General features: G+C 40.9%; 13 protein-coding genes and 1 tRNA gene. 12 read left to right on the top strand and 2 right to left on the bottom strand.

From position 1 onward, the window contains the following. The first annotated feature begins 35 nt into the window (after nucleotides 1-35). Nucleotides 36-1,013: an oxygen-dependent tRNA uridine(34) hydroxylase TrhO gene (gene trhO, locus M3O96_RS11635; RefSeq protein ID WP_249720761.1), complete on the top strand. Its 978-nt coding sequence runs from the start codon at nucleotides 36-38 to the stop codon at nucleotides 1,011-1,013. Then, nucleotides 1,006-1,875: a nucleoside phosphorylase gene (locus tag M3O96_RS11640; RefSeq protein WP_249720762.1), complete on the top strand. Its 870-nt coding sequence runs from the start codon at nucleotides 1,006-1,008 to the stop codon at nucleotides 1,873-1,875. The genes trhO and M3O96_RS11640 overlap by 8 nt, the downstream gene beginning before the upstream one ends. Before the next feature lie 15 nt (nucleotides 1,876-1,890). Here the strand turns inward: M3O96_RS11640 and M3O96_RS11645 are convergent, their stop codons facing one another. Further along, on the bottom strand, nucleotides 1,891-2,142 hold the full coding sequence (locus tag M3O96_RS11645; RefSeq protein ID WP_249720763.1) for a hypothetical protein: 252 nt from the start codon (nucleotides 2,140-2,142) through the stop codon (nucleotides 1,891-1,893). A 375-nt stretch (nucleotides 2,143-2,517) separates the two neighbouring features. On the opposite strand from M3O96_RS11645, the gene M3O96_RS11650 reads away from it, so the two are divergent. Beyond that, nucleotides 2,518-3,228, top strand: coding sequence for a DNA alkylation repair protein (locus tag M3O96_RS11650; RefSeq protein WP_249720764.1), 711 nt, complete (start codon nucleotides 2,518-2,520; stop codon nucleotides 3,226-3,228). Nucleotides 3,229-3,275: 47 nt separating this feature from the next. Continuing rightward, entirely contained in the window at nucleotides 3,276-3,863 is a 588-nt protein-coding gene (locus M3O96_RS11655; protein WP_249720765.1) for a hypothetical protein, read from the top strand. 78 nt (nucleotides 3,864-3,941) lie between these two features. On the opposite strand, the gene M3O96_RS11660 is transcribed toward M3O96_RS11655, so the two are convergent. Continuing rightward, entirely contained in the window at nucleotides 3,942-5,297 is a 1,356-nt protein-coding gene (locus M3O96_RS11660) for a DEAD/DEAH box helicase (RefSeq protein WP_249720766.1), read from the bottom strand. 134 nt (nucleotides 5,298-5,431) lie between these two features. On the opposite strand from M3O96_RS11660, the gene M3O96_RS11665 reads away from it, so the two are divergent. From M3O96_RS11665 to M3O96_RS11700, 8 genes are all read left to right on the top strand, one after another. After that, on the top strand, nucleotides 5,432-6,775 hold the full coding sequence (locus tag M3O96_RS11665; RefSeq protein WP_249720767.1) for a dihydroorotase: 1,344 nt from the start codon (nucleotides 5,432-5,434) through the stop codon (nucleotides 6,773-6,775). A 78-nt stretch (nucleotides 6,776-6,853) separates the two neighbouring features. Next, a tRNA-His gene (locus M3O96_RS11670) sits at nucleotides 6,854-6,930 on the top strand. Nucleotides 6,931-7,281: 351 nt separating this feature from the next. Further along, the gene (locus M3O96_RS11675; RefSeq protein WP_249720768.1) at nucleotides 7,282-9,198 is read left to right on the top strand and encodes an amylo-alpha-1,6-glucosidase; all 1,917 of its coding nucleotides are present in this window, start codon (nucleotides 7,282-7,284) and stop codon (nucleotides 9,196-9,198) included. Nucleotides 9,199-9,207: 9 nt separating this feature from the next. Continuing rightward, the gene (locus M3O96_RS11680; protein WP_249720769.1) at nucleotides 9,208-10,488 is read left to right on the top strand and encodes a glycosyltransferase family 4 protein; all 1,281 of its coding nucleotides are present in this window, start codon (nucleotides 9,208-9,210) and stop codon (nucleotides 10,486-10,488) included. Between the two features lie 2 nt (nucleotides 10,489-10,490). Beyond that, complete coding sequence (locus M3O96_RS11685) at nucleotides 10,491-11,705, top strand: glycoside hydrolase family 57 protein (RefSeq protein WP_249720770.1); 1,215 nt, start codon at nucleotides 10,491-10,493, stop codon at nucleotides 11,703-11,705. A 69-nt stretch (nucleotides 11,706-11,774) separates the two neighbouring features. Then, a complete protein-coding gene (locus M3O96_RS11690; RefSeq protein ID WP_249720771.1) occupies nucleotides 11,775-12,284 on the top strand; it encodes a RidA family protein in 510 nt (169 codons plus the stop codon). Further along, nucleotides 12,281-12,739, top strand: coding sequence for a hypothetical protein (locus M3O96_RS11695; protein ID WP_249720772.1), 459 nt, complete (start codon nucleotides 12,281-12,283; stop codon nucleotides 12,737-12,739). The genes M3O96_RS11690 and M3O96_RS11695 overlap by 4 nt, the downstream gene beginning before the upstream one ends. Further along, entirely contained in the window at nucleotides 12,729-13,004 is a 276-nt protein-coding gene (locus M3O96_RS11700) for a hypothetical protein (protein WP_249720773.1), read from the top strand. The genes M3O96_RS11695 and M3O96_RS11700 overlap by 11 nt, the downstream gene beginning before the upstream one ends. Nucleotide 13,005 lies beyond the last annotated feature (1 nt).

Consider the following 13,005-nt stretch of genomic DNA (forward strand, 5'->3'; position numbering starts at 1 on the left):
AAACCAAAACACCCTGCCGAAACAGGGCTCAAGTTATGGAAAACCAACCCTACAGCATTCTGCTCTATTATTGCTATGCCACCATCGAAGATACGGAGGCATACCGCGAGGAACACCATCTTTTTTGTATTGAAAACAACATCAGGGGCCGGATTATCATTTCTCCTGAGGGGCTTAATGGAACCGTTTCCGGTCTGAAAGAAGATTGTGAAAAGTACATGGCCTATATCCATGCCGATCCGAGATTTGCGAAAACCGAGTTCAAAATTGAGGGATTTGACAAGCATGCTTTTGCAAAAATCCATGTCCGCGTCAAGCCTGAGATCGTTCATAGTAGCCTCCGACACTTGGACCCCAATGTCAAAACCGGCAAACACTTAGCTCCCGAAGAATTCAAAGCACTCAAAGACCAAGAAGACGTAGTCATCCTTGATGTCCGATCCAACTATGAACATGAGCTTGGAAGGTTCAAAGGAGCCCTTACTTTGGACATCGATAATTTCCGTGATTTCCCCGAAAAGGTAAAAGAACTTGAGCATCTCAAAGGCAAAAAGGTTTTGACTTATTGCACAGGTGGCATCAAATGCGAAAAAGCATCGGCTTTTCTTTTAGAACAAGGTTTCCAAGATGTCTATCAACTCCATGGTGGCATCATCAAATATGGCCTAGAGGCAGGTGGTGAAGATTTTGAAGGCAAATGCTATGTATTTGACAACAGGATCGCTGTCGATATTAATAAGGTAAATCCAAAGGTGATTTCTACCTGCCATGTTTGTGGCACGGAATGCGACCGCATGGTCAATTGCGCAAACTCCACCTGCAATGCCCACCTTCCGATCTGTGAAAAATGCGGATGGGAAATGGAAGGCGCCTGTTCTGTGGAGTGTAAGGAAAATCCCGAAAAGAGACCTTACAACGGAACGGGCTATTACCAAAAAAACACCAACGGCTACAATCCTTACAAAGGCCTGATACGCAGACAGGATAAATCAAAACAACCACTCCATGAGTAAAAGGATCCCGGAATCAGAACTGATCATCAATCCTGACGGAAGCATTTATCATTTGAACCTGAAGCCGGAGCATTTGGCTTCGACAGTTATTGCTGTTGGCGATCCCGAAAGAGTCTCTAAAGTCTCTCAATATTTTGACGAAATAGAATTTTCGATCAGCAAAAGGGAGTTTGTGACCCACACCGGTTATTATAAGGGCAAAAGACTGACTGTGATGAGTACCGGAATGGGTACCGACAACATCGAGATTTTTATGACCGAGTTGGATGCTCTAGTAAATATTGACCTGCAAACAAGGATCCCAAAGGAAAACCATACCACGCTCAACATTATTAGGGTGGGCACTTCCGGGAGTATGCGAAAGGAAATCCCTGCAGGAACGATACTTGCTTCAGAATATGGCATCGGGCTTGACACCCTAATGGCTTTTTATAACACTACTTACACTGAGTTAGAGCAAAAAGTTGGAAGGAAAATAAAGGAAGATCTTGAGCTTTCATTTACACCATATTGCGTAAGGAGTTCAAAAAAACTTCTAGATCTTTTGGGAGAAGGACTTTTGATTGGAAATACAGTTACCTGTCCGGGATTTTTTGGCCCTCAGGGAAGGGAAGTCAGAATCAAACCTGCCATTCCTGATATCATCGAAAGATTAGGGAATTTGGACTTAGAGGGATTTAAGCTGACCAATTTTGAAATGGAGACCTCAGGGTATTATGCGATGGGAAGGCTTTTGGGCCATGAAGTTTTGAGCCTTAATGCCATCATCGCAAACAGAATTACCAAAGAATTTACAAAGGATGCCTATGGCATAGTGGACACGCTGATCCAACATACACTAAAAAAATTGGCGGACAATTAGTCCGCCAATTTTTGTTTATGCATTGCTTTTCAAATAATAATGGTCTTTATCAAGCTTCAGGTGGTCCCAATCCCTGTAATCGATATTTTTAATCATCTCGTTCATTGCTTCCAGACATTCTTTTTTGGCAAGGTAAACGCCAAAAATCGCATCGTTGTTATTGACCAAAAATATCCTGTTGGCCTCAAACAATTTTTTCAAACTTTCCCACTGAGACAATACCAAAAGTTCGTCTTCATTACTGACAGACTGAATTATTTTAAACATTCCAAAAGTACAATGAATATTCATTTCTTTGTTATTAAATAATTTATCGAAAAATAACCCTATTCTGTGACAATTTCAACACATATTGGTACTTAATATTATGGATTAACAACAAAAATTAAAATTTAGTATAAAATTTCTTAATTTTTTACTGGATCAAATCTAATATGTATCTATAAAATTGGTTAACAGATTATTTTCAAGGACAAAAATATTGCCAAATCAAATAAATAATAGTGCAATAATTTACCTTTCCTTAACACATAAAAAATTGAAAGTCAGTTTGATTAAGGCTATTTCCTGTTTTGAAACTCCCGATATATCCTTCAATGAAGAATCACGAATATTTATCCGATAGCATATAAATACAATTCGATGGACTATTTCAACGAAATCCAAGATGCCCTGAAAACCTTGGCAAATCCAGAAAAAGCAGCCTTTCTGCCTAAGTTTTTCAAAACAGGAGTTGGGCAATATGGAGAAGGAGATTTATTTCTGGGAGTGATTGTGCCTGAACAGCGGCAGGTTGCGAAACATTATTGGAACATTGTCAGCCTCGAGGATTTAGAAAAATTGATCCAAAATCCTTTCCATGAAGTCAGACTCACTGCAATATTCATGTTGGTCATGAAATATCAGAAATCTAAAACACAGTCGGAAATGAAGGTTTATGTTGATTTCTACCTCAAACATAGGAGTCAGGTGAATAATTGGGATTTGGTGGACAGTTCGTCCCACCTCATCCTTGGGGATTACCTCTTTGACAAAGACAGAAGCATACTCTACGATTTAGGAAAATCCGGGATACTTTGGGATCAAAGGATTGCGATCATGAGCACTTTCTATTTTATCAGAAAAAAAGATTTTGGAGACACATTAAAAATTGCAGAAATCCTGCTCCATCATCCCCATGACCTGATTCATAAGGCTGTCGGTTGGATGATACGTGAGGTTGGCAACCGTGATTTCGAAACTGCAAATCAGTTTTTACTGAAGCATTATCAAACCATTCCCCGAACGATGCTGCGGTATGCGATTGAGAAGTTTAACCCAGAGGTAAAAGCATTTTTTATGAAAAAGGATTAAATCAGTCTCAAATCCATTAACTTAGGGCAACAACAAACCCTTCAGCCATGAAAACTTCCCTCCTATTTTCCGTCCTTTTTATTCTCGCTTTCTCCACCTTTGCCCAATCCATTCCTTCCAAGGAAGTACAACTCAAAACAGCCTTGATGGCCGCTCCTGAGGATAAAAGAGAAGGTGCGACGGTTTATGGGTTTGATGAAAAAGGGGGATTTATCGTATTGAGAAAGGGATCCAATGAAATGATTTGCCTCGCCGATGACCCAAACAGCCCCGGATTCAATGCTTCATGTTACCACAATACTTTGGATCCTTTTATGGAAAGAGGGCGACAGTTGAAGAAAGAAGGAAAAACCGCCAAAGAAATTTTTGACATCAGGGAGGAAGAAGCCAAATCTGGCAAACTGATCATGCCTAAAGATGGTGCAACTTTATTTGTCTTGAGTGCCGATGCGGCAGATTACAATCCCGAAACAGGTGAAGTGAAAGATCCTTATTTGCGGTATGTGGTGTATATCCCTTGGGCCACGGAAGCGAGTACAGGTTTGCCGCTGAAGCCATCAGGTCCGGCCATGCCTTGGATCATGGATCCCGGAACGCATAGGGCACACATTATGATCAATCCGCCGAGGGATTAAAAAACCAAAAATCCTCCGAATTTACTCAATTCGGAGGATTTTAATTTAGAGCATTTCAATAACGCAGGACTGCCATTATTACTTCTTCCACTTTGCCTGCGTCTTCATCTGGTTTCTATTTCTCTTGGCTTTGGAGTTTTTGTTGCCACGTTTCTTTTCGACTTTGTTGGGATTCGCTTTGGGAATGGCTTTTTTCTCGTGGAATCCCCCTTTGAAATCTGGATTCATTTTCCTCTTCTGCCCATCGATTTCCCTTTCGTATGCTTGCTTCTCTTCAAAAGGTGTTGGCGCTAACTCCACCTCCACCGGAATCTGCACGGTTGGCACCTCCATCCTGATGATTTCTTCTATTTTCTCAAAATGGTACTCTTCCGCCGGATTGACAAAAGTGATGGCAATTCCTTCATTTTCTGCCCTTCCCGTCCTGCCGATGCGGTGCACATAATCTTCATAGATAAGCGGCACGTCAAAATTGACGACATGGCTGACCATACTGATATCAAGGCCTCTTGCGGCTACGTCTGTCGCCACCAAAATCCGCACATCCCCTGCCTTGAAATCCTCCATGGAATTGATCCGGGTATTTTGGCCTTTGTTGGCATGGATGACACGCATAGACCCGAGTTTCTTTTTGTCCAGATAGCTAAATACCAACTCAGCATTTTTCTTTGACTTGGTAAATACCATGATCCTTTTGACATCATGTGCTTCCAGGATATGGATCAAAAGGTTGGTTTTGGTTTTGATATTGGGGATCAAATATTTGACCTGATGGATGGTTTCGGCGGTAGTAGCCTGCGGAGATACCTCTACGCGCTCAGGAAATTCCAAAAACTCGTAAGAAAACTTCTCCACCTTTTGTCCAAATGTAGCCGAGAAAAGCAGGTTTTGACGCTTTGTGGGGATGATCTCTAGGATAGACCTGATCTGCGGCATAAAACCCATGTCCAACATTTTATCAGCCTCGTCCAAGACCATCGTTTTGATCTCTTTGGTGACGATTTCTCCTTTTCTATATAAATCCAAAAACCTTCCCGGTGTGGAAATGATGATGTCCACGCCCTTTTGGAGCTTTTCGATCTGGGTTTTTGGTCCAAGTCCTCCATAAAGAGAGACGAACCTAAGGTCCGTATTTTTGCCAAAAACGATCACCGCCTCTTCGATCTGCATGACTAGTTCCCGGGTTGGTGCCAATATCAATGCCCTTGGAAGCATGTCTTGGGCATATTTGATTTTCATCAGGATAGGAAGAATGTAGGCGGCAGTTTTGCCGGTTCCTGTTTGGGCGATGCCCAATACATCATGCCCGGCAAGTGCCAAAGGGATTGCCTTTTCCTGAATCGGCGTGGGCTTGGTATATCCGGCCTCCTTGACAGCATCGAGAAGCTGCTTGTTTAATTTAAAATCTTCGAAATTTGGAAGGCTATCGGACATGTTTTGTATTTTTGAAGGGAAGAGAAACACCAAAACAGAAATTTAGCTGCTTTATATAATTCCTGTTAAAGGAAATTCAGCGATGCATTTCAGGTGTTAATTGGATCAAATTTTGGATTTCATAAAGAACTTTCATGAAAAGTATTTTAATCACAGGTGCAAATATAGTGAATGAAGGCAAGATAACCCTCGCCGACATTTTTGTACAGGACGGAATGATCTTTAATATAGGTCCGGATCTGTCAGATTTTGAAGCAGATATCCATATCGATGCTACAGGCAAATATGTGTTTCCGGGACTGATTGACGATCAGGTGCACTTTCGAGAACCGGGATTGACCCATAAGGCGGATATTTACACCGAAAGCAAATCCGCTGTAGCAGGTGGCGTCACCTCCTACATGGAGATGCCCAATACGGTCCCCCAAAGCACTACTATTCCACTTTTGGAAGAGAAATACAGCATTGCAGCCAATAAATCCCTTGCAAATTATTCCTTCTTTTTCGGCGCCACTAATGACAACATAGCCGAAATTCTTAAAGTCGATCCGGAAAATGTCTGCGGCGTCAAGGTGTTCCAAGGTTCCTCGACCGGAAATATGCTGGTGGACAATCCTGAAAGCCTCGAAAGAATTTTTGCACAGTGCAAATTGCTGATCGCCACCCACAGTGAAAATGATTTGATCATCAAAGCCAATCTGGAAAAGTATAAAGCCGAATATGGTGAGGATATCCCTGTCAAGTTTCACCCCAAAATCCGGAATGCAGAGGCTTGTTATGATGCCTCAAAGAAAGTGGTAGCATTGGCCAAAAAACACGGAAGCAAACTCCATGTTCTGCATATCAGCACGGCCAAAGAAGTTGACTTATTTGACAATTCCCTTCCATTAGAACAAAAACGTATTACTGCAGAAGCTTGTATCCACCACCTTTGGTTTTCGGAGGAGGATTATGAGGCAAAGGGAAATCTAATCAAATGGAATCCTGCAGTAAAGTCGGCTCAAGACCGGGAAAGAATTCTTCAAGGTGTATTGGAAGACAGGATAGATGTCATTGCTACTGACCATGCCCCTCATACTTTGGAAGAAAAATCAAGAAATTACAGCGCTGCCCCCTCCGGTGGACCATTGATTCAGCACAGCCTTGTCGCCATGCTTGACCTCTACCATAAGGGTAAAATCAAGCTTGAGCAAATCGTTCAGAAGATGTGTCACAATGTTGCCATTCTTTTTGAAATTGATAAAAGAGGTTATATCCGCCCCGGATATCATGCGGATTTGGTAATCGCTGACTTGGAAAGTCCTTGGAAAGTCGAAAAATCTAATATCCTCTCTAAATGTGGTTGGTCTCCCTTTGAGGGTCATGTCTTCAAATCAAAAGTCACACACACAGTGGTTTCCGGACATTTGGCTTATGAAAACGGTGTTTTTCATGAGGAAAAAAAAGGGGAGCGTCTAAAATTTTCAAGAAAAATTTGAGAAAGGTTATTGCTTTAGGGTTAGTGAAATATTACCTTTGCAGTCCAATCTGATAAAAGATCAGAATCCAATAAAATGGTGGTTGTAGCTCAGCTGGTTAGAGCGCTGGTTTGTGGATCCAGAGGTCGCCGGTTCGAACCCGGTCTTCCACCCCAAAACCCCCGTTATGAATGGGGGTTTTTTTATTTTTTACTATTTCAATGAACCCAAATGGCACAAATTTTGTATTAGTGGCTAAAATTAAATTTGGAAGGCAATGTTTACGTTATTTAAATCTTCTCCAAGATTTCCCAAGGTCAATCCGGTAAATCTTAAATTTGTGCAACTTTACTTTGTCAAATTTGAGGAATCTCTCCGGAACTTTGAGGAACTGCAAAAAGAGGGGGCACTCTCTTAATTAAGAAATAATTCAAGGTTATGGAAACATAACCTTTTTTTTTGTCCCAATAAATTTTTCTTTCACATGCAAAAAAGTATTTTTATAAAAATCTCAAACTTTTGAACAAATGAGTTACATCCACTTTGACAAAACCCAATTAATTAACCTCAATTACTCACTAGATAGGGAAATAATTCGAACAAATAGGGGAGGCTGCTATACAAGCACAACCATAATCGGGTGTAATACAAGAAAATATCATGGCTTATTGGTGGTACCTCAGCCTCAGATTGACGAACAGCTTCATGTTATGTTATCCACTCTGCATGAGACAGTTATTCAAAGAGGAGCAAGCTTTAATCTCGGGATCAGCAAGTTTCCGGGAAATTATTCACCTAGAGGCCATAAATATTTAGAGGATTTTGATACCGAGCCAATTCCAAAACTCACCTATCGTGTCGGTGGGGTATTACTTCAGAAAGAAATCATTTTGGATACCAACAGAGACCGTGTCATGATCCGATACACTTTATTGGATGCACATTCACCCACAAGAATCAGGATAAATCCTTTTTTAGCATTTAGGGGCTATCATAATCTGTCGAAAGAAAATGACAGGATTAAAAAAGACTTCGAGAAAGTTCCTAATGGCGTCAAATATCAACTTTACCCTGAATATTCACCGCTTTATTTGCAGCTGTCGAAGAGAACTGACTTTATTCCCAAACCTGAGTGGTATTTCAATATTGAATACATCATGGAAAGAGAAAGAGGATATGAATATCAGGAAGACCTTTTTGTGCCAGGATCATTTGAATTTGATATTGAAAAAGGAGAATCTGTCATTTTCTCAGCGGGGCTTACAGAAGCAGATACGAGTACCAGACAAAGGGCATTTGAAAAAGAGCTTGCCAGAAGGATTCCTAGAAATAATTTCATCAATTGCCTCAAAAACTCTGCGGGCCAGTTTATCCAAAAAAGGAATGGTAAGACCCATGTCATCGCAGGCTATCCCTGGTTTGGATGGTGGGGTAGAGACACTTTCGTCGCAGCTCCGGGCTTGGTTTTGACCCAAGGGGACACCGACACCTTCCTTGACATCATGGATACGATGGTAGCGGACCTCCATGGACCATTATTCCCCAATGTGGGAAGCGGTGTAATGAGGAACATGGCATCGATGGATGCGCCACTTTGGTTTTTTTGGTCTTTGCAGCAATACATTAAATTTACCGGTGATACCAAATCAATCAAGAAAAAATACCTTGACAAAATGAAAGGTATAATCGATGGATTTAGAAAAGGTACCGATTATAATATCCACATGCTTGACAACGGGCTAGTGTACGGAGGTCAGGAAGGGGTGGCGCTTACCTGGATGGATGCAGTCAATTCTGATGGTCCTGTGACACCAAGAATCGGTTGCCCTGTCGAGATTAATGCATTGTGGTACAATGCGCTTTGTTTTTATCATGAGTTAACCAATGATGCTGAAATCAAGGATTTGTCCGAGTTGGTCAAAAAATCCTTTAATGAGATATTTTGGGAGGAGAAGAAAGGTTATTTGGCAGATTATGTGAACGGAGACTTTAAGGATTGGTCAATAAGACCGAGTATGGTATTGGCCACCTCTCTACCATATTCTCCCTTGGAAGAAAGCCAAATGAAAAGTATCTTGGAAATTGTAAAGTCAAAACTTCTTACCACAAGGGGTTTGAGGTCTCTCGCTCCGGATGATCCTGGTTATAAGGGGTATTATCATGGAAATCAGTATACGAGGGATATTGCCTACCACAATGGGACAGTATGGGCTTGGCTTTTAGGGCCTTTCGTTGAAGGTTACCTAAGGCTACACGGCAAAGCAGGAAAACATTTTGTAGAAAAAATAGTGCAGGCATTTGACGATGTTATGCCGCAGTACGGTATAGGAACTATCGCTGAGATATACGATGGAGATCCTCCACACAGACCAAAGGGAGCTATTTCCTCGGCTTGGTCCATCGGTGAGTTATTGAGAGTGATGTATATTTTGGAAAAAGTTTAATTCGGTTTTATGAAGGTATTAATGTTCGGCTGGGAGTTTCCTCCACATATTTCCGGAGGCTTGGGCACGGCTTGTTACGGTTTGGTCAAAGGCCTAAACCATCACAAACAAGAGGTTATTTTTGTTGTGCCGAAGTTGTGGGGTGATGAAGAACCATTGGCAGATTTTGTCAATGCGAGTGATGTTGTCATTGATTACCGAGAAAAAAAATTTAAGAAAATATGGAAAAACCTCACCTACCTTGAAGTGAGTAGTTTTTTGGTTCCTTATTTAGGTCCAGAAGAATTTAAAAAATATACCGATTTTTCCATCCATGACAGGACTGATGTCGATGAGAGCGTTTTTTCCAACAAGTTTGAGTTTAGTGGAAAATATGGAAAGGACCTGATGAAAGAAGTTTCCAGATATGCCCTCGTCGCCGCTCAAATAGCCAAAGCCAAAGAACATGATGTCATCCATGCCCATGATTGGCTGGCATTTCCTGCAGGGATTGCTGCCAAAGAAATCAGTGGAAAACCGCTTATTGCGCATATCCACGCCACGGAGTATGACCGATCAGGTGAATCAGTAAACAAACCTGTCTATGACATTGAAAGGGCAGGAATGCATGCAGCCGACCATGTCGTGGCAGTAAGTCACTTAACCCGAAATGTAGTAATCAATAAATATGGGGTACATCCTGACAAAGTAAGCGTCCTGCACAATGCGGTTTTGGATGCCAGCATCATTCACTCTGAAACCAGGAAGCATGTTCCAGAAAAAATCGTCACCTTTTTGGGAAGGATTACATTCCAAAAAGGTCCTGAGTATTTTGTAGAAGCAGCCAAAAAAGTAATTGATAGAGATCCTAATGTTAGGTTTGTAATGGCCGGTAATGGCGATCTTCTCAATAAAATGGTGGAGCGTGTGGCAGAATTAGGCATGGGGACAAAATTTCATTTTACAGGATTCCTAAAAGGGAAAGATGTGGATGATATGTATGCCATCAGTGATGTCTATGTGATGCCCTCTGTTTCTGAACCATTTGGAATCGCTCCGCTTGAAGCTGTAAGACACAACACCCCTGTCATCATCTCTAAACAATCAGGTGTTGCAGAAGTGCTTATAAATGCTATCAAAGTGGACTTTTGGGATGTTGATGCCATGGCCGATGCAATTTTTGGATTGCTGCACTATGAAAGTATTTCAAAGATGTTTAAGGAGCTTGGAAGTGAAGAATTGAAAAAATTGAAATGGGAGCATGTCGCCGCCAAACTAGTTAAAGTATACGAAAAGACATTAAAACAATAGCCATGAGAACAATCTGTTTTTACTTTCAGGTTCACCAGCCTTTAAGAATTAAGCCTTATCGCTTTTTTGATATTGGAGATGACCATTATTATTGGGACGATTACAGTAACAAAAGTATCATCCGAAAAGTAGCCCAAAAATGCTACCTGCCCATGAATGCGCTTTTGCTTGACCTTATCCACCAACATCAAGGAAAGTTCAAAGTGGCTTTTTCCATATCAGGCGTTTGTTTAGACCAGTTTGAAGCATTTGCACCCGATGTACTTGAAAGTTTCAAAAAACTTGTAGCCACAGGACATGTTGAAATCCTAAGTGAAACAGATGCCCATGCCCTTTGCTCCCTGAAAAGTAAAGAGGAATTCAAAAGAATGGTCGGCAGGCATACCGAAAAAATAAAAAGGCATTTCAACGGCTACACGCCAAAGGTTTTTAGAAATACAGAATTAATCTACTCTGACAAAATTGGTGGAATGGTGGCGGAGATGGGTTTTGAAGGGATTCTGACCGAAGGGGCTAAGCATATTTTGGGTTGGAAAAGCCCAAATTTTGTCTACCAAAACTCAATAGATCCAAACCTGAAGATTCTTCTTAAGAACTTTCAGTTGAGTGATGACATCGCCTTCAGATTCAGCAACAAGACCTGGGCAGATTATCCTTTGACTACTGAAAAATTTGTCATTTGGCTCAATGCTGTGCCAAAAGAACAGGAAGTGATTAACCTGTTTATGGATTATGAGACTTTCGGCGAGCACCAATGGGCAGAAACCGGGATTTTTGAATTCATGAAAGCACTTCCAAATGCTGTTTTCAAGTATACAGATTTCGGATTTTCTACACCTTCGGAGGTGGTACAATACGGTACAGCTGTAGCTAAGATTCAAGTGCCAACACCAATTTCATGGGCTGATGAGGAAAGAGATTTGACGGCTTGGTTAGGAAATGACCTTCAAAATGAGGCTTTTTCCAAGCTTTATGAAATGGAAAACCGGGTCAAAAAAATTGAAGATGTTGAAATCCAAAGAGATTGGAATTACCTTCAGACCTCGGATCATTTCTATTACATGTGTACAAAATTCTTTTCGGATGGCCATGTTCACTCCTATTTTAGCCACTATGACACCCCATATGATGCCTTTATCAACTATATGAACGTTCTGAGTGATTTCATTCTCCGTGTCAAAACGAAAGAGTCTGAAATGGCTGAAGCGGAAAAATAGAGTAATATTTTATAAAAAATTAAAAGGCTTGGTAACACAAGCCTTTTTAATTCCCTCAAACTTTGAGCGATGAAAAGAACATTTTTCCTGATACCGATATTTGCCATGCTTGGATCTTGCACGGTCACAACAGAAAATAAAGTGGCTGTTGAAGAAAAAGAAGAATACATTGTCAGGTATGACAGACCTGATGCTGCCATTCTTCGCGGAGTTTACATCCCACAAGGAAAGGAATATTTTTACACTTCAGGTTTGGTTGCTCCTGTAAGGGATGAGAATGCTGTTGCCGGAACTTATGGGAGGTATGGCAATACCTATGAGCAAAGTATCGGAATTTTGAAAAGGATAAAAGACACTATTGGGGAAGGAAATTTTACAATGGAGGATGTAATCTTCCTGCGAGTCTATCTTGCACCTGATAAGGATGGGAAAATTGATTGGGATGCTTGGTTCAATGCCTATGGGGAGTTTTTTAATAATGAAGAAAACCCAAACAAAGTGGCAAGATCGACAATAGCTGTTCATTCCTTAGCCAATCCGGAATTATTGATAGAAATAGAAGCGGTTGCAGCAAAATGAGAAAATTTATTCCAATTTATTCTCTTGTCATTTCTTTATTTATAAGCTCTTGTGCTTGTGACGGGGAGACTATGGTCAAAGGAATGATGTGGGGATTTAATAAAATCGCGGGAGAAGGCTATATCCCCTCCAACGAGATTATGGCATTGGGAGAATTTGAAAGTGTGGAAGTCAATGTCTCCCAAATTTACGCGGATGGCGAAGATCAAAGTACAATCGAACTCAGACTTTTTAATGGAAAAAGTCCTGAAATGAGAGTGAGGGAAGATAACGTAGCGAGGAAATGTGCTGAATTGTATGCTCAAGGATATTCAAAAATCGAGGATTACAAGATCATCAAAATTTCATTTATCCAAACCGACCCTTTCAATGCTGAAAATTATGCCATCAGCGAATATACATTTGAAGTAAAAGACTTATTAACTTCCCAAAACCCTGAAGAAAATGGAATTTGACTATAATGCTGAATTTAAGCATCCAACCGTAAAAGCAAGCGATTGGTTTTTAACCATATTAATTGCCAATATTCCTGTCGTAGGATTTATCATGCTCATCGTCTGGGCAGTGGACAAAACAGGAAATCCAAATAAGGCAAATTGGGCAAAAGCCAAACTGATCTGGTATGCAGTTGGGTTGGGTATATTGGTTTTGTTTTTACTCTTGATTGGATTTGGAACGATTTCAGGTGTATTTGATGAAATCGATTGGAAGGATTTCTAAT

This window comes from Aquiflexum sp. TKW24L, from assembly GCF_023502205.1.
Lineage (GTDB): Bacteria > Bacteroidota > Bacteroidia > Cytophagales > Cyclobacteriaceae > Cognataquiflexum.